19 protein-coding genes are annotated in these 21049 nt (G+C 72.9%); 14 read left to right on the top strand and 5 right to left on the bottom strand.

Annotated elements, in window-relative coordinates; translation table 11 throughout:
- Window positions 1-47 precede the first annotated feature (47 nt).
- From AB0M79_RS06770 to AB0M79_RS06755, 4 genes are all read left to right on the top strand, one after another.
- Window positions 48-3497, top strand: coding sequence for a phosphodiester glycosidase family protein (locus AB0M79_RS06770; protein WP_364208628.1), 3450 nt, complete (start codon window positions 48-50; stop codon window positions 3495-3497).
- A 199-nt stretch (window positions 3498-3696) separates the two neighbouring features.
- Window positions 3697-4395 (top strand): hypothetical protein, encoded by a 699-nt coding sequence (locus AB0M79_RS06765; RefSeq protein WP_364208625.1) that lies wholly within the window; start codon window positions 3697-3699, stop codon window positions 4393-4395.
- Between the two features lie 143 nt (window positions 4396-4538).
- Entirely contained in the window at window positions 4539-6620 is a 2082-nt protein-coding gene (locus tag AB0M79_RS06760; protein ID WP_364208622.1) for a histidine kinase, read from the top strand.
- On the top strand, window positions 6592-7227 hold the full coding sequence (locus AB0M79_RS06755; protein ID WP_357532928.1) for a response regulator transcription factor: 636 nt from the start codon (window positions 6592-6594) through the stop codon (window positions 7225-7227). The genes AB0M79_RS06760 and AB0M79_RS06755 overlap by 29 nt, the downstream gene beginning before the upstream one ends.
- 82 nt (window positions 7228-7309) lie before the next feature.
- On the opposite strand, the gene AB0M79_RS06750 is transcribed toward AB0M79_RS06755, so the two are convergent.
- The 3 genes from AB0M79_RS06750 to AB0M79_RS06740 all read right to left on the bottom strand — a co-directional run bounded on the left by AB0M79_RS06750 (window position 7310) and on the right by AB0M79_RS06740 (window position 10452).
- On the bottom strand, window positions 7310-7897 hold the full coding sequence (locus tag AB0M79_RS06750) for a DUF559 domain-containing protein (protein WP_364208619.1): 588 nt from the start codon (window positions 7895-7897) through the stop codon (window positions 7310-7312).
- Between the two features lie 564 nt (window positions 7898-8461).
- Complete coding sequence (locus AB0M79_RS06745) at window positions 8462-9358, bottom strand: AAA family ATPase (protein ID WP_357532925.1); 897 nt, start codon at window positions 9356-9358, stop codon at window positions 8462-8464.
- Window positions 9355-10452 (bottom strand): RNA ligase, encoded by a 1098-nt coding sequence (locus AB0M79_RS06740; RefSeq protein WP_364208614.1) that lies wholly within the window; start codon window positions 10450-10452, stop codon window positions 9355-9357. The genes AB0M79_RS06745 and AB0M79_RS06740 overlap by 4 nt, the downstream gene beginning before the upstream one ends.
- 330 nt (window positions 10453-10782) lie before the next feature.
- Here AB0M79_RS06740 and rpmE point away from each other — a divergent pair, with 330 nt between their 5' ends.
- The 3 genes from rpmE (at window position 10783) to AB0M79_RS06725 (ending at window position 12593) form a co-directional block, all read left to right on the top strand.
- On the top strand, window positions 10783-11007 hold the full coding sequence (gene rpmE, locus AB0M79_RS06735) for a 50S ribosomal protein L31 (RefSeq protein WP_364208611.1): 225 nt from the start codon (window positions 10783-10785) through the stop codon (window positions 11005-11007).
- 103 nt (window positions 11008-11110) lie between these two features.
- Entirely contained in the window at window positions 11111-12199 is a 1089-nt protein-coding gene (gene prfA, locus AB0M79_RS06730; RefSeq protein WP_364208608.1) for a peptide chain release factor 1, read from the top strand.
- 130 nt (window positions 12200-12329) lie between these two features.
- On the top strand, window positions 12330-12593 hold the full coding sequence (locus tag AB0M79_RS06725) for a hypothetical protein (protein WP_357532918.1): 264 nt from the start codon (window positions 12330-12332) through the stop codon (window positions 12591-12593).
- 163 nt (window positions 12594-12756) lie between these two features.
- Here the strand turns inward: AB0M79_RS06725 and AB0M79_RS06720 are convergent, their stop codons facing one another.
- Complete coding sequence (locus AB0M79_RS06720; protein WP_364208604.1) at window positions 12757-14313, bottom strand: GGDEF domain-containing protein; 1557 nt, start codon at window positions 14311-14313, stop codon at window positions 12757-12759.
- A gap of 126 nt (window positions 14314-14439) precedes the next feature.
- Here AB0M79_RS06720 and prmC point away from each other — a divergent pair, with 126 nt between their 5' ends.
- The 3 genes from prmC (at window position 14440) to AB0M79_RS06705 (ending at window position 16681) form a co-directional block, all read left to right on the top strand.
- Window positions 14440-15339 (top strand): peptide chain release factor N(5)-glutamine methyltransferase, encoded by a 900-nt coding sequence (gene prmC, locus AB0M79_RS06715; RefSeq protein ID WP_364208601.1) that lies wholly within the window; start codon window positions 14440-14442, stop codon window positions 15337-15339.
- A gap of 72 nt (window positions 15340-15411) precedes the next feature.
- A complete protein-coding gene (locus AB0M79_RS06710) occupies window positions 15412-16056 on the top strand; it encodes an L-threonylcarbamoyladenylate synthase (RefSeq protein ID WP_357533431.1) in 645 nt (214 codons plus the stop codon).
- Between the two features lies 1 nt (window position 16057).
- Window positions 16058-16681, top strand: a complete 624-nt coding sequence (locus tag AB0M79_RS06705; protein ID WP_364208598.1) for a phosphotyrosine protein phosphatase — start codon at window positions 16058-16060, stop codon at window positions 16679-16681.
- Window positions 16682-16703: 22 nt separating this feature from the next.
- Here AB0M79_RS06705 and AB0M79_RS06700 read toward each other — a convergent pair whose 3' ends face one another.
- A complete protein-coding gene (locus tag AB0M79_RS06700) occupies window positions 16704-18032 on the bottom strand; it encodes an SDR family oxidoreductase (protein ID WP_364208854.1) in 1329 nt (442 codons plus the stop codon).
- A 73-nt stretch (window positions 18033-18105) separates the two neighbouring features.
- Here AB0M79_RS06700 and glyA point away from each other — a divergent pair, with 73 nt between their 5' ends.
- The 4 genes from glyA (at window position 18106) to atpB (ending at window position 21004) form a co-directional block, all read left to right on the top strand.
- The gene (glyA, locus tag AB0M79_RS06695; protein ID WP_364208595.1) at window positions 18106-19380 is read left to right on the top strand and encodes a serine hydroxymethyltransferase; all 1275 of its coding nucleotides are present in this window, start codon (window positions 18106-18108) and stop codon (window positions 19378-19380) included.
- The gene (locus tag AB0M79_RS06690; protein WP_364208592.1) at window positions 19380-19778 is read left to right on the top strand and encodes a hypothetical protein; all 399 of its coding nucleotides are present in this window, start codon (window positions 19380-19382) and stop codon (window positions 19776-19778) included. Before glyA ends, AB0M79_RS06690 begins: the two co-directional genes overlap by 1 nt.
- Before the next feature lie 182 nt (window positions 19779-19960).
- Window positions 19961-20176, top strand: a complete 216-nt coding sequence (locus tag AB0M79_RS06685) for a hypothetical protein (protein WP_212827054.1) — start codon at window positions 19961-19963, stop codon at window positions 20174-20176.
- Between the two features lie 27 nt (window positions 20177-20203).
- Window positions 20204-21004 (top strand): F0F1 ATP synthase subunit A, encoded by an 801-nt coding sequence (gene atpB, locus AB0M79_RS06680; RefSeq protein ID WP_364208589.1) that lies wholly within the window; start codon window positions 20204-20206, stop codon window positions 21002-21004.
- Window positions 21005-21049 lie beyond the last annotated feature (45 nt).

Below are 21049 nucleotides of genomic sequence, written 5' to 3'. Positions count from 1 at the left end.
CCGGTAGCTATTGAAAGTTCTATTCGGGCTCGGGTTGACTACCGGACATGCGTACCCGCAGCCGATCACTCCGCCTCGTCGGCGTCCTCGTCCTGGCGCCGCTGCTGACGCTCGCCGGCCCGCTGCCGGCGTACGCCGAACCCCGGCCGGGCCTCACCGGCCCGGCCGGCACGGCCGTCGAGGACGCGCCCGCCGCCTCGTCCTACCCGGCGGCCGGCACGTCGCCGCTGTCGGTCGAGCCGGCCGGCGGCATCGAGACCGCGACCCGGACCCGCCCGGTCGCCCCCGGCCTCACCCTGACCTCGTTCGACCGCTTCGACCCGGCGGGCTGGCTGCGCGCCGACGCGCTCACCGCCGACCTGTCCGGCGGCCTGACCGTCGACTACGTGAACTCCGGCGCGGTCGCCCGGGCCGAGCCGCTGCGTAGGGCCGTCGACGCGGCCGGCGCGGTCGCCGCCGTCAACGGCGACTTCTTCGACATCAACAACTCCGGTGCCGCCCAGGGCATCGGCATCCGCGACGGCGAGCTGGTCCAGTCACCGATCGCCGGGCACCACAACGCCGCCGCGATCACCACCGGCGGGCTCGGCCGGGTGATCCAGGTGCACTTCGACGGCACCGCCACCCTGCCCACCGGCCCGGTGGCACTCACCCAGTTCAACAACCTGGTCCAGACGGGCGGCATCGGCGTCTTCACCGCGCTGTGGGGGACGTACCCGCGCGCCCGGGCGGTGTCCGGCGCGACCCGGGTGACCGAGGTCATGGTCGTCGACGGGCGGGTCGCCACGGTCGGCGCCGCCGGTGAGGGCGCCATCCCGGCCGGTACGACGATCCTGCTCGGCCGCGACGCCGGCGCCGACGCGCTCGCCGCGCTGCGCCCCGGCGACCCGGTCACCGTCGCCTACCGGCCGAAGCCGTCCGACGGCAGCGAACTGCACGCCGCCGTCGGCGGCAACCACGTCCTGGTCCGCGACGGCGTCGCCCAGGACATCGGCGACGTCAACCCCGAACCGCGTACGGCGGTCGGCTTCTCCGCCGACGGCCGCCGGATGATCCTGCTGACCGTCGACGGCCGGCAGGCCGACAGCCGGGGCGTGACGCTGACCGAACTCGGCCGGATGATGACCGAACTCGGCGCCCACCACGCGCTCAACCTCGACGGCGGCGGCTCGTCCACGCTGCTGGCCCGCGAACCCGGGGCGGCCGCCGTACAGGTCGAGAACAGCCCGTCCGACGGCTCCGAGCGGGCCGTACCGAACGGGCTGGCCATCTTCGCGCCGCGCGGCAGCGGCCGGCTGACGGCGTACTGGGTGGAGACGGCGACCGACCCGTCCGCCGCGCCCGGCCTCGGCCCGGTCCGTGGCGGCCGGCCGGACCGGGTCTTCCCCGGCCTGACCCGCCGGCTGACCGCCGCCGGCCACGACGAGACGTACGGCCCGGCGGCCGGCGCCCCGAACTGGCGGGCCAACCCGGCCGTACACGGCGTGGTGTCCCGGGACGGTGTCTTCCGCGCCCTGGTACCCGGCCCGACCACGGTCACCGCGTTCCGGGGCGCGGCGAAGGGCGAGCTGAAGCTGACCGTGCTCGGACCGCTGGCCCGCATCGACGCCACCGCCGACAAGGTCGGGCTGGCCGGCGCCGACGCGTCGGCCCTGGTCGGCATCGTCGGCTACGACGCCGAGGGCAACACGGCGCCGATCGAGCCCGCCGACGTACGCCTGGACTACGACCGCGACCTGCTCGCGGTCACCCCGACCGACGACGGCTTCCTGCGGGTGACCGCGAAGGCCGGCACCGGCGGCGGGCTGCTGACCGCCCGGGTCGGCACGGCGACCACCGCCGTACCGGTCACCGTCGGGCTCGAAGAGGTGCCGGTCGCCACCTTCGACGACGCCGCCAACTGGCGGTTCAGCGCCGCCCGGGCCACCGGCTCGGCCGCCCCGGCACCCGGGCACACCGGCACCGGGCTCAAGCTGACGTACGACTTCAGCACCTCGACCGGCACCCGGGCCGCGTACGCCGACCCGCCGGCCTGGATCGAGGTCGACGGCCAGCCGCAGGCGTTCGGGATGTGGATCCACAGCACCGGCAAGGGGGAGTGGCCCAGCCTGCACCTGCACGACGCGCTCGACCAGCAGCACGTGCTGCGCGGCCCCTACCTGGACTGGACCGGCTGGCGGTACGTCGAGATGGCGGTCCCGGCCGGCGTGCAGTACCCGGTCCGGATCCGGCGCTTCTACGTCGCGGAGACCGACGGGGCGGCGGCGTACACCAACGAGATCGTCATCGACGACATCGTGGCGAAGGTGCCGCCGACGGTGGAGGCGCCGGCCGAGCCGGCCCGTACCGACCGGGTGGTGGTCCGCGACGGCACCGTCGACGGCGCCGACTGGCGGTTCGCGGTCCTGTCCGACGTCCAGTTCGTCGCCGCCGCCCCGGACAGCGACCTGGTCGCCCAGGCCCGCCGTACGCTGCGCGAGGTGAAGGCGGCCCGGCCGGACTTCCTGGTCATCAACGGCGACTTCGTCGACACCGCCTACCCGGCCGACTTCGCGCTCGCCAAGCGGATCCTCGACGAGGAGTTGGGCGGCGAGTTGCCGTACTTCTACGTACCGGGCAACCACGAGATCATGGGTGCCCCGATCGCCAACTTCCAGGCGGTCTTCGGCGCCCCGTCGCGGGTCTTCGACCACAAGGGCACCCGCTTCGTGACGCTGAACTCGGCGACCGGCACGCTGCGCGGCGGCGGCTTCGACCAGATCCGCGCCCTGCGGGCCGCCCTTGACGGCGCGGCCACCGACCCGGCGGTCGGATCGGTGGTGGTGCTACACCACCACCCGCCGCGCGACCCGCTGCCGGCGAAGGCGAGCCAGCTCGGCGACCGCAAGGAGGCGGCGCTGCTGGAGCAGTGGCTGGCCGAGTTCCAGCACCGCACCGGCAAGGGCGCGGCGTTCGTCGGCGGCCACGTCGGCACGTTCCACGCCGACCGGGTCGACGGGGTCCCGTACGTCATCAACGGCAACGCCGGCAAGAGCCCGTCGACCCCGCCGCACCTGGGCGGCTTCACCGGCTGGACGATGTTCGGTGTCGACCGGGTCAGCGAACGCGACGCCGAACGGGCCCGCCGCAACCCGCTGGCCGAGGGGCCGCGGTGGATCAGCGCGCAGACCCGGGCGCACGTCGACTCGCTCACCGTGACCGCGCCGGCCACCGTCGCACCCGGCACCCCGGTGCCGGTGACCGCCACGGTCGGCCAGGCCGGCGGGCGGCAGGTGCCGGTGGCCGCGCCGCTCAGCGCCGACTGGAGTGCCTCCCCGAACGTCCACATCGGGGGCGTGCCGGGTCTGCGGCCCTGGCACGTGGCCTGGTTCGACCCGGACAGCGGACAGCTCAGGGCGCTGCGCGCCAGCGGGTCGGTCGTGCTCGCGGTGACCGTGAACGGGGTCCGGGCCGAGACGACGCTGACCCTGCGCCCGGCGGCCCGCCGGGCGGCCTGAGCCCCGATCGCGTGCCCCGGCCCGGTGGTCCCCCGGGCCGGGACACGCCTGCCCGACCCCCCTGGCCCCTGGGGCCGGGCACCGTCGGCGGGCGGTTGTCCCGGTGGATTTCCCGGGCCGGTCGGGACAGCCGCCTCATGCGGCCCGAGTCAGTCCCCCGCCATCCTTCCTGGTGAACGCCGACACCAGGGAGGATCCGATGCACCCCACCATGTTCCGCGAGACCACGAACGCCGCCACGACCCCGGCCCCCGCGCGCCCCCGGCGGGGCTGGGCCCTGGCCGGTACGGCCGGCGGCCTGATCGGTCTCGTCGGCATCTTCGCCACCGCAAGCCTCGGCGGTGAGGAGCAGCGGGCCGACAACGCGGGCTACGTCGCCGCCATCGCCGACGGCGCCGCCTACGTCTGGGCGCACCAGGTGGTGTGCTCGCTCGCCATCGTCTGCCTGGCGATCTTCGCGGCGGGGCTGCGCCGGCACCTCGGCGCGCAGGAGCCGGCCGGCAGCCTCGTGCCGACCCTCGCCGCGACCGGTGTCGGCCTGGTGCTGGTCGGCCTGCTCATCGGCGGCGGCATCTCGACCCAGCTGTTCTTCGACCTCGGCGCGGCCGGCGAGGTCGACCCCGACACCATCGCCGCCGGAACGACGATCTTCGCCACGATGTCCTGGCTCTGGGGCGGCATCGGCCTGACCGCCGGCGCGGTCGCGGTCGGCGGGTTCCGGCACGGCTCGGTCAGCCGCTGGTTCGCCGTCTTCAGCGCGGTCATGGCCCTGCTGGTCGCCGCGACCCAGCTCGCGCCGGTGCAGTACATCTCGCTGGTCCCGGCCGGGCTCTGGGTGATCGTCGCCGGTCTCGTCCTGGCGTTCGCCGGCCCGCGCCCGGTCGCCGAGCGGCGGTGACGATGCGTCCCCGACCGGGACCGACCGGTTCGCACTGGGCCGGGCCGACCGTCCGGGCGCCGGGCACCACCCCTGGCGCCCGGCGCGCCGGGACGGTTGTCCCATGACAACGGGACACGACGATCACTAGTGTCGGCGACGAGATGACGACCGACCGTACGGCCAGGTGGGCGCGGCAGGCCGCCTGGCCGCTGTGCGGACTGACGCTGCTGCTGACCGCCGCCGCCATCTGGCTGGCGGTGCTGAACGGGGCGCCGGCCAGCGACCTGAGCCACCACCTCCTGGTGGTCGCCAGCGCGGTCGTCGGCGGGCTGATCGCCGCACACCGGCCGGGCAACCCGGTCGGCTGGCTCGCCCTCACCAGCGGCCTGTGCTTCGCCCTCCAGGAGGCCTGCGGCCAGTACGCCGCCCACGGCGTCGTCGTCGACCCCGGATCGCTGCCGTTCGCCGCCGCGCTGGCCTGGCCGCAGAACTGGCTCTGGATTCCCGGCAACGCCGCCATCGCACTGATCCCGGCGTTCTTCCCCGACGGCCGGCTGCTCTCCCCCCGGTGGCGGCCGGTGATCTGGACGGTCGTGGCCCTCACCGCGCTCGCCGTGGTCACCAACGCGGTGCGGCCCGGCGACAACGAGCAGATCTACCCGGTCAGCGCGCCCAACCCGTTGGGCGTCACCGGCTGGCAGCCGCTCGCCGACACCACCGGCACCCTCGCCATCCTGGCCAGCGCGGTGTTCCTCTTCGCCGCCGGCGGCACCGTCGTCTGGCAGGCCCGCAAGGCCCGCGGCGCCCGCCGCCAGCAGGTCAAGTGGCTCGGGTACGCGGTCGGCCTATCCGTACTCGTGGTGGCCGGTCGACTCGTCGTCGGCCTGACCGACGGCCACCCGGGCCTCTTCCCGTACGAGAACGCCGTCTGGGACTTCGCCGGCGGTGCCAGCGTGTCGCTGGTCCTGGTCGCGCTCGGCATCGCCATCCTGAAACACCAGCTCTTCGACATCGACCTGCTGATCAGCCGTACCGCGGTGTTCGTCACCCTGTCAGCCTGCGTCGGCGGCGCGTACGTGCTGGTCGTCGGCCTGCTCGGGGCTGGATTCGACACCTCGGCCAGCCTGCCGGTCTCGTTCGCCGGGGCGGCCGTCGCCGCGCTGATCTTCGCCCCGCTGCGGCACTGGCTGCAACGCCGGGTCAACATCCTGGTGTACGGCGAACGCGACGACCCGTACGCCGTGCTGGCCCGGCTCGGGCAGCGGCTGGAGCAGACCCAGGACTCCAGCGCCGTCCTGTCCACCAGCACGGCGACCGTACGCGAGGCGCTGCAACTGTCCTACGTGGAAATACAGACCGTCGACGGGCGGTCGTACCGGCTGGGCAGCCCGCCCGCCGACCCGGTCCGGATCCCGCTGGTCGCCGGCGAGCCGGTCGGCGACCTGCTGCTCGGCCCCCGCAGCGGGGAGGTGTCGCTCGGTGACCGCGAACTGCGCCTGCTCGCCGACCTCGCCCGGCACATCGGCGTCGCCGTACAGGCGGTCCGGGCCCTCGACCGGGCCCAGTCGCTCGCCGCCGACCTGCAACGCTCCCGCGAACACCTGGTCGTGGCCCGAGAGGAGGAGCGCCGGCGGCTGCGCCGCGACCTGCACGACGGTCTCGGGCCGACGCTGGCCGGGCTGACCATGCGGGCCGAGGTGGCCCAGGAGATCGGGCCGGGGGAGCAGGCCAACCGCATGCTGGAGGAGATCGTCGTCGACGCGCGTACCGCCGTCGCCGACGTACGGCGGCTCGTCGACGGGCTGCGGCCACCGGCGCTGGACACGATGGGGCTGGCCGGGGCGCTCCGGTCGCACATCGCCGCCTGGCCGGCCGCCGGCCCCCGGGTCGTCTTCGAAGCTCCCGAGGCACTGCCCGCACTGCCCGCCGCCACCGAGGTCGCCGCCTACCGGATCGCCGTCGAAGCGCTGAACAACGCGCGCAAGCACGCCCGAGCGGACACCGTCGAGGTACGGCTGACCATCACCGGGCAGCAACTGCGCCTCGACGTCCACGACGACGGCCGGGGCCGCCAGCCCGGCCAGCCGGACGGCGTCGGCATGCACTCGATGCGCGAGCGCGCCGACGAACTCGGCGGCGAGTGCACCGTCACCTCGGCCCCGGGTACGGGCACCCGGGTGACCGCGATCCTGCCCACCACCACAGAGGAGACCGATGGACCAGATCCGGGTGCTGCTGGTTGACGACCACGCCCCGTTTCGGGCCGGGCTGCGCGCCCTGCTCGCCACCAGTCCCGAGATCGACGTCTGCGGCGAGGCCGCCAGCGGCGAGGAGGCACTGGTCGCCCTGGACCGGCTCCAGCCCGACGTGGTGCTGCTCGACCTGACAATGCCCGGCATGGGCGGCATCGCGGCCACCGAGCGGATGGTGCGGATGAGCCCGCACGTCCGGGTGCTGATCCTCAGCATGGCCGACGACGACGACTCGATCTTCGCCGCGCTGCGCGCCGGCGCCCGCGGCTACGTCCTCAAGGGCGCCCGCCGGCTGGAGATCATCCGATCGGTACGGGTGGTCGCCGACGGCGAAGCGATCTTCGGCCCGGCCATCGCCACCCGGCTGATGGGCTACTTCGCCGGGCTCAACCGGGCCGAACCGGCATTTCCGGAACTGACCTCGCGGGAGCGGGAGATCCTGGCGCTGATCGCCCAGCACCTGACGAACCCGCAGATCGCGCTGCGCCTCGGCCTGAGCCAGAAGACGGTCCGCAACCACGTCTCCAACATCTTCACCAAGCTCCAGGTCGCCGACCGCGCCCAGGCCATCATCATGGCCCGCGAACAGGGCCTCTAACTCCGACTCCTCTCGCCCTTCATGATCGTCTGCGCTTCAGGCGCTCGACACGCCGTTCGGCCAACGCCTGAGCCGCAGACGATCACCCGCTGACACGTCTACTTACGCCGCGACGGTCGGCCAGAATCGTCAGGACCTCCTTTCGGACCTCATCGGGCTGCCCTGTCAGTCGAGCGTGTGAGAACCGCACGACGAGTATCCCCACGGTGGCCAGGAGGGCGTCGCGGCGGAGATCTGTCTCGCGCTGCCGGGCGTCGCCGTGCGAAGCGGCACCATCGAGTTCGATGTCGACCCGCTCCCGTTCCGCGTAGACGTCGAGATAGGTGGTGCGCTGGCCGACCACGATGCGGACCTGCCGCGCGAACGACGGCATTCCTGGGCCGGTGAAGACGTGGTCGTGTCCCCAGATCTCCAGCGCACTCAGGCAGCCGTCGGCGAGCCGGTCCAGAAGGACGCGCAACTCGGCCCGGCCGCCGAGTCTCGGCGCGGTGGACAGAGCGGTGCAGACGCGCTGCGGGGTGGTCCGCCGGCCGTTGACGGCTTTGATGACCGGCCCCGGCCGCTCGGCCACCGGCAGCACCGGCCAGGCGTCGACCAGCGAGTTCTCGACCCTGGTGACGCATGTCCCGCGCCAGGTCCGGACTACGGATGCACGCCGGTGGTGGATCACCAGGCCGGGCTGGGTGCGCAGACCGGAGCCGACCGGAACGCTGGCGTGGATCGGCTCGCCGGGCGGCTGCGGACGTAGACCCCAGACGTCGAGGGCGGTCGTGTGACTGAGGCCGCCGTTCCCGGCGAGGTAGGCCAGTGCGGCACGGTGTCAGGGTTCGGTCGAGGGCGGCCAATGGGGGGCACGGGGGCGCTTCCTCGCCGCCGGGCCGCATGCGGCGGCGGTCAACGTAGACCTCGGGTAGCACCCGGCACAACTGACCGTTACGTCGGGCTGCGGCCAGCACCCACCGTGGTACCACCTCGCAGGTCTGGCCACGGGTCACCACCCCGCCACTGGCGTCCACAAGAGACCTAAGCGTCGGATTCATGCCGTCGAAGGTGCCACCATCGCGTCCCGGCCGCCGCCCGGCCATGGAAGTCTGTGGACGACGAGGAGACCTGTGGACGACGTGACGATCTTGCGCTGGAGGTGCTATGGGTGATCATCTGCAGTTCAGGCGTTGCCGACTCGGCGTGTCGAGAACCTCAACTGCAGACGATCATGGCGATCGGGTGGGGCGGATCAGAAGTCGCCCTCGGCCACCTGGAAGACGGTCAGGCCCAGTTCGCGCCACATCCGGACGACCTGCATCCGGTCGTCGAAGACGCCGACGACGGCGTACCGGTCCTTGATCTCCCGTTCGAAGATCTCCTTCTTGACCACCGAGTCCTTGCGGGAGTCGCCGACAGGGCGCATGTACAGCCCCAGGTACGGCACCTCCACGTGCAGGTCGAGCCACGCCTCCGTGTCGGGCCGGGCCGACTCGTCGCGCCCGGAGCAGTAGACGACGCCGTACCCGGCGGCGTGCATGGCGCGTACGGCCGAGATGACCGCCCGGTTCGGCAGGTCCTCACCGACCCGGGTCATGTCGTACGGGCTGCGGCCGGCCATCAGCGCCACGGTGCCGTCGATGTCGACGAGGACCACCTCCGGTGCCCCGGTCGGCGGGGTGTAGACCACCGCCGGGCCACCGGTCTCGACGTACGGGACGGGCAGCGGCAGGTTGCGGCCGGCGAGGTAGCGCTCGTGCATCCGCCGGATGGCGTCCTCGCCGACCCGGTCCTCCTCGGGCCGTTCGGCGTCGCGCCGCAGGCACTCGTCGAGTGGCACGTCGGTGAAGTCGTGCACCTCGAAGGTGGCGCCGAAGCGGGCGGCGAGTTCGGCCCACTCCCGTACGGTCTTCGACCGCAGGTTGGTGTCGTCGACGCAGACGTCGGCGCGGGCCCGCAGCAGTGCCTCGACCTGGGCCCGCTGGGCGGTGGTCACCTGGGCCTCGGCCCACTGGGTGAACAGCCGGGTGCCGTGCAGCATCCGGCGCAGGTCGTCGCGGTTGACCCGGACCACGGACGGCTGGAGCTTGCGGGCGAAGGTGGTCTTGCCGGAGGCGGGCAGCCCACGGGTGACGATCAGTCGGGTCATTCGGCGCTCCGGTTGTGCGGGGTCCAGTCCGCGGCGGGCCGGACCTGCTGCCACAGCAGCGGACGGTAGTCCCTGCCGTCGAGGCGGAGGAAAAGGGAACCACGGTCGGGGTGCCGCACCGCGTGCGCGGCGAACTCGCGCCGGCCCCAGCCGTCGGGCAGGCCGGCCACGATCTCACCGTACGCGGACTCGACGGCGGCGGCGCGGGCGTCGACCGTACCGGTCAGTGCGGTGGCGACCGCCCGCGCCCAGGCGTGGAACTCGTCGGGCAGCGGCGCGATGACGGCCGCCAGGTCGCCGCCGGTGGCCAGGACCTCCCAGACGACGCGGGCGTTGAGGCCGGTGACGAGCTTGTGCAGCCGTACGTAGTCGGCGTACTTGATCTTCACCCGCTCGTCGGTCGCCGGTACGTGCACGACCAGCCCCTCCCGGTCGGGGCGGGGAGCGGCGGCGAGGGCGGCGCCGAGGGTGTCGTAGGCGAACGTCTCGACGACCGGGCCCGGCCAGTCCGGGACCGCCTGCGGGCCGTGGCTGCGCCCGGTGGCGATGTCGACCGCGCCGAGCAGCACGAGGTCGTCGAGGCCGGCGTAGTCGAGCACGATCCGGTTGGCCGGGTAGATGATCTCGACGAGCACGGTGAGTCCGGGCGGCGGGGTGAAGCCGGCGTACCGGGTCCGCAGCAGTGCGGTCGCGTGCCGGGCCTGGTCGGAGGCGAACGAGCCGCGGGTGGCGACCGCCCAGCCGGTGCCGTCGGGGTAGACGATGCCGAGCGAGCCGTCCGCTTTGTCGGTCACCGTCACCTCCGCGTCGAGTGCGACGACGGGTGCCCCGGGCTGGTCGTGGTTGAAGAACTTCCGGTACGGCCGCGCCAGCACGTTGCCGGTCGCGTCGTCCACGATCAGCCCCCGGCAGGCGAGCGTCACCGGTGTCCAGTTGCCGGTGTACTGGCACGCCTCCGTGTAGTTGTAGATCGACAGGGCGAGTTCGGGGTGTCGCTGGATCCGGACGAATCCCTCGGCGACCGCGGCGGCGAGGGCGGCGGTGTCGACGACGTCGGCGAGCGGGATCGCCGGATGCCCGAGGGTGCTGGTCACGGGAATGCCTTCCGGGATAACGGGAATGGATCGAGGAGGGCTCACGTTATCGAGGGTGGCCAGTGCCGAGCATCCCGGTTTCGTGCGAGGAGTGAAGCGAAGCGGAGCCCCGCAGCACGGAACGAAGGTTGGTTCGGTTTCGTGCGAGGAGTGAAGCGAAGCGGAGCCCCGCAGCGCGGAACGAAGGCCGGTCCCGATATCGAGCCATCGGGAGCGGCATGGCAAACTGGTCAACCGGCCACGGTTCCGGTTCACGCCCGAGTCAACCGCGCCCGCCGCGGAAGACGCAGACGGCGACCCGGCGACCCACGAAGAAAGGACCGAGGCAGCATGAAGCCCAACATCCACCCCGAGTACGGCGTGACCGAGGTCACCTGCTCCTGCGGTGAGAAGTTCACGACGCGCAGCACCGCCAAGGGCGGTTCGATCCACGTCGAGACCTGCAGCGCCTGCCACCCGTTCTACACCGGCAAGCAGCGCGTGCTCGACACCGCCGGCCGCGTCGCCAAGTTCCAGCAGAAGTACGCCAAGGTCCAGGCCAAGAAGGCCAAGTAGCGACGAAAACGGCGCCCGCCACCCGGCCAGTCCGGGTGGCGGGCGCCGTTCGCATGTCCGTGTCGGCCGATCCCATTCCGTGTCGTCTGATTGAGGTACGAGCATGAGCAACGAGCGTCTCGCCGGGCTTCTCGACGAATACGCGGAGCTGGAGAAGCGGCTGGCCGACCCGGCGATCCACGCCGACCAGAACACGGCGCGGCGGGTCGGCCGCCGGTTCGCCGAACTCGCCCCGCTGCACAAGGCGGCCGGCGAGCTGGAGCAGGCCCGCGCCGACCTGTCGGCGGCCCGCGAACTCGCCGCCGAGGACCCGTCGTTCGCCACCGAGGTGGACGCGATCTCCGCCACCCTGCCCGGGCTGGAGGAGCGGCTGGCCGAGCTGCTGATCCCGCGTGATCCGCACGACGCCAAGGACGTGATCCTGGAGATCAAGGCGGGCGAGGGCGGCGAGGAGTCGGCGCTGTTCGCGGGCGACCTGCTGCGGATGTTCACCCGGTACGCCGAGCGGCACGGCTGGGTCACCGAGGTCATCGACGCGCAGGACTCCGACCTCGGCGGGGTCAAGGACGTCTCGCTCGCGGTCAAGACCAAGGGGGTGCCCGACGGCGGCAACGGCGTCTGGTCGCGGCTGAAGTGGGAGGGCGGCGTGCACCGGGTGCAGCGGGTGCCGGTGACCGAGTCGCAGGGCCGCATCCACACCAGCGCCGCCGGTGTCCTGGTGCTGCCCGAGGCCGAGGACGTCGACGTCTCGATCGACCCGAACGACCTGCGCATCGACGTCTTTCGCTCGTCCGGCCCGGGTGGTCAGTCGGTCAACACGACCGATTCGGCGGTCCGGATCACCCACGTGCCGACCGGCATCGTGGTCTCCTGCCAGAACGAGAAGAGCCAGCTGCAGAACCGCGAGCAGGCGATGCGGATCCTGCGGGCCCGGCTGCTCGCCGTCGCCCAGGAGCAGGCCGACGCGGCGGCGTCCGACGCCCGCAAGGCCCAGGTCCGTACGGTGGACCGCTCGGAGCGGATCCGCACCTACAACTTCCCGCAGAACCGGATCACCGATCACCGGATCGGCTACACGGCGTACAACCTGGACCTGGTGCTCGGCGGAGACATGGACGGCGTGCTGGACGCGCTCGCCGAGGCCGACCGTGCCGCCCGATTGGCCGGCGACACGGACCTCGCCCGGCGCTGACCCGCGCCATCGCCCGGCGGCGGGTTCGACGGGTTGCGCGGATGACGAGAACCTTGCGCGGCAACAGGTCCCATTGATCGATGCTTGACTATCTTGTCGGTGGAACCGGAGTCCGGCCCGAGGAGACGTCATGCGTGGAGTCCGGAGGTTCGTCGCGCTCGCCTGCGTCGGTGGAGCGCTGCTGATCGGCGCCGCCGCCCCGGCCCACGCGGCGGCGCCGGCCCAACGTTCGGCGGTGACCGCCACCTACCTGTTCGGCTACTACTACACGCTCGACGCGTGCCGCTACTTCGGCGAGAGTCTCGTACAGGGCGGGGCGTGGGGCTCGTACAACTGCGTCTACCAGTGGCACCCGTACGACCAGCAGTCGTACTGGTACCTGTACATGTCGTAGCGGTCCCGCCGCGCCAATACAGGTCGTAGCGGCGGTCCCGCCGCAGCAATACACGTCGTAGCGGTCCCGCCGCAGCAATACACGTCGTAGCGGTCCCGCCGCAGCAATACACGTCGTAGCGGTCCCGCCGCGGCGATACAGGTCGTAGCGGCGGTCCCGCCGGTCAGGTCGCGGCGCGGGCCCGGGACCGGGCCCGCATCATCTCCCGGTCGGCGACGTCGAAGGCGCTGGCCAGCGCCTCCCGCAGGGCGGCGCCCGAACCGGTCACCTCGGCGAAGCCGATGCTCACCTCGACCGGCGTGCCCGGCACCAGCGACTCCCAGTCCTCGGCGGCCACCGCCTGGCCGATCCGCCGGGCGACCTCGCCCGCCTCGGCCAGGCCCGCCCCGGTCAGCACGACCACGAACTCGTCACCGCCGTAGCGGGCCACGAAGTCGCCCCGCCGCATCACCCGGTTGATCACCCCGGCCACCCGTTGCAGCACCAGGTCACCCGCGTGGTGGCCGTGCGCGGTGTTGACCGCCTTGAACCCGTCGAGATCACAGATGCCGATCACCGCCGGACGACCCAGTGAGATCATCGTCTCGACGTACTTGTCGAGCTGGCGGCGGTTGGCCAGACCGGTCAGCGGGTCGGTCATCGCCTCGCCCGCGTACTGCTCGGCGGTGCGGCGCAACTCCTCGTGGTCGATGCGGGTCGCGATGCCGTCGACGTACATGTCCCGCAGCCGGTCGGTGCGCTGGACGGCCAGCCGGAACGCGTGCCGGTCGGCCCGGTGCGCCGCCGCGTGGTCACCGCTGTGCGCGTACATGAGGCTGCGCAGCCGGGCCGGCTCGGCCGCCCCCAGGGTCTCGGTCGCGACCGCCGCCGTGTCGAGCCGCGCCGCCGCCTCGATCAGCCGGCCGGCGGTGATCGCCAGGCAGACGTCGCCGAGCCGGCGCAGGTCGTGGCTGCGCGCACCGTAGCCGCCCCGGGCCAGCAGGGCGGCCGCGTCGTGGCCGCGGGCCCGCGGGCCCACCTGCTCGCCGAGGGCACCCCGGCGGGCCAGCGCGTAGCCGTATGCGGCCAGGCTGCTCGGCCGCAGCCGGGACGGGTCGCCGCCGGCCAGGATCCGGTCGAGGTCGGCCCCGATGTCGCGCAGCACCCGGAGACAGCCGTCGCTGTCGCCGTTGTGGTCCAGCGCCACCGCGTTGCGCAGCCGGATGCCGGGCGCGGCGAACATCTCCTCGGCGATGCCGGCCCGGGTGCCCAGGACCCGGGCCTGCTCGATGGCGCCGAGGGCGTAGCCGTGGAAACCCAGGTAGGAGTAGGCCATCGCGAGGTCGTGCCAGGCCCACGCGGTCTCCTGGTCGGGGTCGGTGACCGACTCCAGCGCCCGGACGCTGCGCACCAGATGGGTCACGCACCGGTCCAGGGCGCCCAGGTCCTGCGCGGCCAGCGCCGCCAGCGCGTGCAGGTGCCCCTTGAGGTAGGGCTCGGCGAGGTCCTCGGCCGCGGCCAGCGCCACCTCGGCCGCCCGGGCGTATTCGGCGGTACGGCCCAGGTTGATCAGCGCCGACAGCCGCTGCACCAGGGCGTCGGCCCGCGCGTACGGGTCGGTGGTGCGGGCGAGCACCAGGTCGAGCTGACCAACCGCCTCGGCGGACCGGTCGCGCTCCATCAGCTCCCGCGCGCGCGTCAGTTCCTCAACCTGGTCGGTGACCTGGTCGAGCCAACCCACGCCGGACCCCCTTGCGGAACGTGGTGGCAGCGCGCTGCCGTGCGGACGCGGCGTCGAGCCCGCGCAGGACACGGCCACGGGTTACCGCGTGACGGATCAGCGCGGCCGACGATTCATGATTATGGCGTGACATCGTCTCGTGAACACCCCCCCGAAGGGACCGAACGGACGCGACCCGGTCCGGTGCTGGCCACGGCCACCGCCGCGCTGTCGGCCGCGGGTGTCGGGTCGCCGCGGGCCGACGCGGAGTGGCTGGCGACGTACGTGCTCGGGGTCGACCGGAGCCGGCTGCCGCTCGTGGCCGGGTTCACCCCGGACGAGCTGGCCCGCTACCGGCGGCTGGTGGCGCGGCGGGCCGGCCGGGAGCCGTTGCAGCACCTGCTGGGCTCGGCGGCGTTCCGCTATCTGGAGCTGGCGGTCGGTCCGGGCGTCTTCGTGCCCCGGCCGGAGACCGAACTGCTCGCCGAGTGGGGGATCGCGCGGGCCCGCAAGCTGGCCGCCCCGCTCGTCGTCGACCTGTGCAGCGGCTCCGGGGCGATCGCGCTGTCGGTCGCGCACGAGGTGCCGGCCGCGACCGTGTACGCCGTCGAACGCTCGGCGGGGGCGCTGGAGTGGTTGCGGCGCAACGCCGCCAGCCGGGTCGCCGCCGGTGACCCACCGGTGCGGGTGGTCGCCGCCGACGTCACCGACCCCGACCTGCTGGCCGAACTGACCGGCCGGGTCGACGTGCTGCTGTGCAACCCGCCGTACGTGCCGGCCGGCACCGACGTACCGCCGGAGGTGGCCGACCACGACCCGGCGGAGGCGGTCTTCGCCGGGGCGGACGGCCTCGGGGTGATCCGGCCGGTGGTCCGCCGGGCCGCCGAACTGCTGGCGCCCGGCGGGGTCGTCGGGATCGAACACGACGACACACACCCGGTGGCGGTGCCCGCCGTGTTCACCGCCGACGGCCGGTACGCCGACGTGACCTGCCATCCCGATCTGGCTGGCCGGCCCCGGTTCAGCACCGCGCGACGGGTGGCCTGAGCCCGACCCGGAACCCGACCGGCACCGCCGACGTCCCACGGGCGCGGGCGCGTGGCAGACTTTGTCCCCGTGATGCTCTATGACTGCCGGTCGCTCGCCGACCGCGACCGAGGCATCGCCGCGGCGATCGAGGCGGTCAAGAACGGCGAACTGGTCGTACTGCCCACCGACACCGTCTACGGCGTCGGGGCCGACGCGTTCACGCCGTACGCGGTGAAGGCCCTGCTGGACGCGAAGGGGCGCGGGCGCGACGTGCCGCCCCCGGTCCTGGTCGGCTCCCGGCACACCCTCGACGGCCTGGTCTACCTGCTGCCCCAGGCGGCCCGGGACCTGGCCGACGCGTTCTGGCCGGGTGCGCTGACCATCGTGGTCGAGCACTCGCCGAGCCTGCAGTGGGACCTCGGCGAGACCGGCGGCACGGTCGCGGTGCGGATGCCGCTGCACCCGGTGGCGCTGGAGGTGCTGCGCGAGACCGGGCCGATGGCGGTCTCGTCGGCGAACAAGTCCGGCCAGCCGCCCGCCGAGACCGCCGAGCAGGCCCGGGACCAGCTCGGCTACGCGGTGCGCGCCTACCTGGAGGCGGGGCAGTGCCCCGACCCGGTGCCGAGCACGATCGTCGACGTCACCGGCGAGGTGCCCCGGCTGCTGCGGGAGGGCGCGGTGCCGCTGGCGAAGCTGCGCGAAGTGCTGCCCGACCTCGTGGGTCGGGAGGGCTGAGGTGCCGCCGTTCACCGTCCTGCACGTCTGCCTCGGCAACATCTGCCGGTCGCCGATGGCCGAGCGGTTGCTGGCGCTGGCCGTACGGGAGCGGCTGGCCCGGCTGGCGGTCGCCGCGCCGTTGCCGACCGGCTTCGCCGACGAGTTGGTGCACAGCCACAGCGCCGGCACCGGCGGCTGGCACGCGGGCGAGGAGATGAACCCGCCGGCCGCCCGCCAGGTCCGGGCCCGGGGCGGCGACGTCGATGGTTTCCAGTCCCGCAAGCTGCTTTCGGAGCACATCGACGCCGCCGACCTGGTGCTCACCGCGACCGCCGACCAGCAGGAGTACGTCACCGCGCTGCGTCCCGACGCGAGCGGCCGCACGTTCGTGCTGGGCGAGTTCGGCCGGCTGCTCGCCCAGGTCGACGCCGCCGCGCTGCCGCCGGCCGAGGCGACGCCGGCCGGCGTCCTCGCCCGTGGGGTGGCGCTGGTCGCCGCGGTCGACGCGGCCCGGCGCGACGCCCAGCCGCTGCCCGGCGACGATCTCGACGACCCGTGGGGGCGCGGCGACCAGTCGTTCGGCCGGGTCGCCGACGAGATCGAGGAGACCGTGGTCCCGCTGGCCGGGGTCCTGCTGCCCTGACCGGCGGCCGCCGGCAGCGGTCTCAGCGGGAGACCGTCGTCTCCGCGCCGCGCGCGATGTTGCGGGCCATCCCGCCGAAGACGATCGCGTGGAACGGGCTGACCGCCGCCCAGTAGGCGTGCCCGGCCAGCCCGCGCGGGGCGAAGCCGGCCCGCTGGCGGTACCGGCTGCGGCCGGTCCCGGCCGGCTCGGCCCGCAACTCCAGCCAGGCCAGCCCCGGCAGCCGCATCTCGGCCCGCAGCCGCAGCAGTTCGCCCGGCACGATCTCCTCGACCCGCCAGAAGTCGAGCGCCTCGCCGACGTACAACCGGTCCGGGTGCCGCCGGCCGCGCCGCAGGCCCACCCCGCCCACCAGCCGGTCCAGCCAGCCGCGGACCGACCAGGCGAGCGGGAACGAGTACCAGCCGTGCTCACCACCGACCCCCTCGATGACCCGCCACAGCGTGGCGGGTGCGGCGGCCACCTCGCGTTCGCGTACGTCGGTGTAGAGCGAGCCGCCGGACCAGCCCGGGTCGGTCGGCAGCGGCTCGGCGGGCGCGGTCGGCCAGGTGGCGGTGGACCAGCGGGTCTCCACCTCGGCGTCACGGATCTTCGCCAGGGCCAGCCGGACCGCCTCGTCGAAGCCGATCGGGCCGCCCGGCGGGTCCGGCACGTACCGGGCGATGTCGTGCTCGTGGGCGACCGCCTCGTGGACCAGGCTGTCGACCAGTGGCCGGGCGATCGAGCCGGGGACCGGGGTGACCAGGCCGACCCAGTACGACGACAGGCCAGGGCTCAGGGCCCGTGCCGGCAGGACGATCCGGCGGCGCAGCCCGGCGACGGCCGCGTACCGGCGCATCATGTCCAGGTACGTCAGCACGTCCGGCCCGGCGACGTCGAAGCCCCGGTTCACGTCGGCGGGCAGGGTGGCGGCACCGACCAGGTGGCGGAGCACGTCGCGGACGGCGATGGGCTGGATCCGGTTGCCGACCTCCTCACGCGAACGCAGGTGGGCCGAGGCGGGGTCGCCGGGGGCGGGGCGCGGGCCGCCGAGGTAGACGATCCGTCGTACGCCGGCGGCCTTCGCCGCGGCCGCGAAGTTCTCGGCCGCCCGCCGGTCGATGGCCGCGAAGCCGCGCCGGCCGAGGGAGTGCACGAGGTAGTAGGCGACGTCGACCCCGGCGAGGGCGGCGGTGAGCGATTCCGGGTCGGCCAGGTCGCCCTCGGCGATCTCGACGTCGGCGGCCCAGGGCACGTCGCGCAGCCGTGCCGCCCGCCGGGTCAGGCAGCGCACCCGGTGACCCTCGGCGAGCAGCCGGGGCACGAGCCGGCCGCCGATGTAGCCGGTGGCGCCGGTGACCAGGCATCGCATGATCTCCATCATGTGTCCGGCCCGGCCGCACCGCCCGCCGGGCGCGCGGGCCCGCCCGCCTAGACTGCTGCGGGTGGAGACATTCTGGGGGCCCGATTTCGCCCAGCTGGAGGCGACCGATCCGGAGATCGCGTCGGTCGTCGTGGGCGAACTCGACCGGCTGCGCCAGGGCCTGCAACTCATCGCGAGCGAAAACCTGACCTCGCCGGCGGTGCTCGCCGCCCTCGGTTCGACGCTGACCAACAAGTACGCCGAGGGCTACCCGGGCCGGCGCTACTACGGCGGCTGCGCGCAGGTCGACCGGGCCGAGGAGATCGGCGTCGCCCGGGCGCGGGAGCTGTTCGGCGCCGAGCACGCCAACCTGCAGCCGCACTCCGGGGCGAGCGCCAACCTGGCGGCGTACGCGGCGCTGCTCGAACCGGGCGACCCGGTGCTGGCGATGGAACTGCCGCACGGCGGCCACCTGACGCACGGCAGCCGGGTCAACTTCTCCGGGCGGTGGTTCCGTACGGTCGGCTACCGGGTCCGGGAGGACACCGAGCTGATCGACTACGACGAGGTACGCGAACTCGCCCTCGAACACCGGCCCAAGATGATCATCTGTGGTGCCACCGCCTACCCGCGACTGATCGACTTCGCCGTCTTCCGGGAGATCGCCGACGAGGTCGGCGCCTACCTGATGGTCGACGCGGCACACTTCATCGGCCTGGTCGCCGGCCGGGCCGTACCGTCGCCGGTGCCGTACGCCGACGTGGTCTGCGCCACCACCCACAAGGTGCTGCGCGGCCCCCGGGGCGGCATGATCCTGTGCCGGGCCGAACTGGCCGCCCGGATCGACAAGGCGGTCTTCCCGTTCACCCAGGGCGGGCCGCTGATGCACGCCGTGGCGGCGAAGGCGGTCGCGCTGCGCGAGGCGGCGCTGCCGGAGTTCCAGTCGTACGCGAGCCAGGTGGTCGAGAACGCCAGGGCCCTCGCGGCGGGGCTCGCCGCCGAGGGGATGCGCCCGGTGTCCGGTGGCACCGACACCCACCTCGCCCTGGTCGACCTGCGCGATGTCGGGGTGACCGGGCGCGATGCCGAGGCGCGCTGTGACCTCGCGACGATCACCCTGAACAAGAACGCGATCCCGTACGACCCGCAGCCGCCGATGGTCGCCTCCGGCATCCGGGTCGGCACGCCGAGCGTCACCACCCAGGGCATGCGGGAGGCCGAGATGCGCCAGATCGCCACTCTCATCGCCCGCGCGATAAGTACCGATCCGGGGCTGCCGGGCGGGGTGGAGACCCTTGCCGAGGTCGCCGCCGAGGTCGCGGAGCTGGCCCGCCTCTTTCCGGCGTACCCGCGGTGATGGCGCCCCGGCTCCGGCACCTGCGGGTGCCGCTGATCGTCTCGGCCGTGCTCCTGGTCGTCGCGGTGCCGGTCGGCTGGCTGGTCGACGGTGCCGCGGGCGCGGCCGGCGCGGCGGCCGGGGTGGCCGTGGTCACGTTCAGCTACCTGCTGTCGAGCCTGGCGGTGGCCTGGGCCGACTCCGTGCTGCCCAAACTCGTGCTGACCGTCGGACTGGCCACCTACGTGCTGAAGTTCAGCATCTTCGGCATGGTCATGTTCGCGGTGGCGGCGACGGGCTGGGACGGCCTGCGGATGATGGCCGTGGCCATGATCTGCGCCACCGTCGCGTGGGTCACGGCACAGGTCTGGTGGACCTTCAAGGCCAAGATCCCGTACGTCGAGATTCCCTCGAAGTAACCACCGGCCAACTGTCGCGTTTCCGTCAATCGGGGACGAGTCAGGGTGGCCGGTCTTCCGTACTGGCGTGACGGGAGTAGCGTGTCCGGAAGCCGCGACACGCCCCTCTGCGCCCACACAACTCGGTTGTGCGGGGGGTGACTCACAGCCTCATGTTTCCGGCTGATAGCGTTCGCCGCGTCATGGCTGACGACCAACCCACCAACGGCACCGGTCCTTCCGGCGCCGATGCGGGTTGGGCAGCCGTCGGTTACCTCCTCAGCGGCATGGGCATCTGGGGCGGCATCGGATGGCTCGTCGACCGTTGGCTGGACCTGCCAAACGTCGGGCTGCTGATCGGGTTGATCGGGGGCACGGCCGCCGGGGTCTATCTGACCATGAAGAGGCTGGGCGTCTGACACCGCCCGACCGACGGAGGGTTCGAATTGGCTGAGCTGCCGACCTACCTCGCTGCGGAGTTTCCCCCCGGCGTTGACAGCTTCAACTACAAAAGCCTGATCCCCTCGTTCGAAGACACGATGTGGGCGGGGGCCTTCACCAAGATCGCACTGCTGATCTGGATCAGTGTCGCGATCATCCTGGTCTTCTTCCTGGTGACCTACCGCAACCCCAAGCTGGTCCCGACCAAGGGCCAGTGGCTCGCCGAGTCGGTCTACGGCCTGGTCCGGGACAACATCGCCCGCGACATCATCGGACAGCAGGGCGTGCGCTTCGCCCCCTACCTGACCACGCTGTTCGTCTTCATCCTGCTGAACAACCTCTGGGGCATCGTCCCGTTCGCGCAGATCTCGCCGAACTCGCACATCGCCTTCCCGATCGTGCTGGCGGTCATGAGCTGGCTGGTCTACGTCGCCGTAGGTATCCAGAAGCACGGCTTCTTCGGATACATCAAGGCGAGCTGTTGGGTGTCCGGCGCCCCGCTTTGGGTGCAGCCGATCCTGGTGCCGATCGAGTTCGTCTCCAACCTGATCCTGCGGCCGGTCACGCTCTCCGTCCGTCTTTTCGCCAACATGTTCGCCGGCCACATGATCCTGCTGGTCTTCACGCTCGGCGGCGTGGCGCTCTTCCAGGCCGAGACGCTGCTCATCAAGCCGATCGCGTTCCTGAGCTGGGGCATGGCCATCGTCATGACGCTCTTCGAGCTCGGCATCCTGGCGCTGCAGGCATACGTCTTCACCCTGCTGACCGCCACCTACCTGCAGAGCTCGCTCGCCGAGGCGCACTGATCCACCGACACGCACCCGTGCCTCCGGGCACCGTACGCGCCTGCG

Origin of the sequence: Polymorphospora sp. NPDC051019, from assembly GCF_040683055.1 — a bacterium.
Lineage (GTDB): Bacteria > Actinomycetota > Actinomycetes > Mycobacteriales > Micromonosporaceae > Polymorphospora > Polymorphospora lycopeni.
Note: the sequence above shows the minus strand (reverse complement) of the source record. Positions and strands in the feature narration are given on the sequence as shown.

Excerpts from the sequence above, each read along its gene's own strand:
- AB0M79_RS06770 (WP_364208628.1), top strand. The coding sequence starts at position 48 with ATGCGTACCCGCAGCCGATCACTCCGCCTCGTCGGCGTCCTCGTCCTG.
- AB0M79_RS06765 (WP_364208625.1), top strand. The coding sequence starts at position 3,697 with ATGCACCCCACCATGTTCCGCGAGACCACGAACGCCGCCACGACCCCG.
- AB0M79_RS06760 (WP_364208622.1), top strand. The coding sequence starts at position 4,539 with ATGACGACCGACCGTACGGCCAGGTGGGCGCGGCAGGCCGCCTGGCCG.
- AB0M79_RS06755 (WP_357532928.1), top strand. The coding sequence starts at position 6,592 with ATGGACCAGATCCGGGTGCTGCTGGTTGACGACCACGCCCCGTTTCGG.
- AB0M79_RS06745 (WP_357532925.1), bottom strand. The coding sequence starts at position 9,358 with ATGACCCGACTGATCGTCACCCGTGGGCTGCCCGCCTCCGGCAAGACC.
- rpmE (WP_364208611.1), top strand. The coding sequence starts at position 10,783 with ATGAAGCCCAACATCCACCCCGAGTACGGCGTGACCGAGGTCACCTGC.
- prfA (WP_364208608.1), top strand. The coding sequence starts at position 11,111 with ATGAGCAACGAGCGTCTCGCCGGGCTTCTCGACGAATACGCGGAGCTG.
- AB0M79_RS06725 (WP_357532918.1), top strand. The coding sequence starts at position 12,330 with ATGCGTGGAGTCCGGAGGTTCGTCGCGCTCGCCTGCGTCGGTGGAGCG.
- AB0M79_RS06710 (WP_357533431.1), top strand. The coding sequence starts at position 15,412 with ATGCTCTATGACTGCCGGTCGCTCGCCGACCGCGACCGAGGCATCGCC.
- AB0M79_RS06700 (WP_364208854.1), bottom strand. The coding sequence starts at position 18,032 with ATGCGATGCCTGGTCACCGGCGCCACCGGCTACATCGGCGGCCGGCTC.
- AB0M79_RS06690 (WP_364208592.1), top strand. The coding sequence starts at position 19,380 with ATGGCGCCCCGGCTCCGGCACCTGCGGGTGCCGCTGATCGTCTCGGCC.
- AB0M79_RS06685 (WP_212827054.1), top strand. The coding sequence starts at position 19,961 with ATGGCTGACGACCAACCCACCAACGGCACCGGTCCTTCCGGCGCCGAT.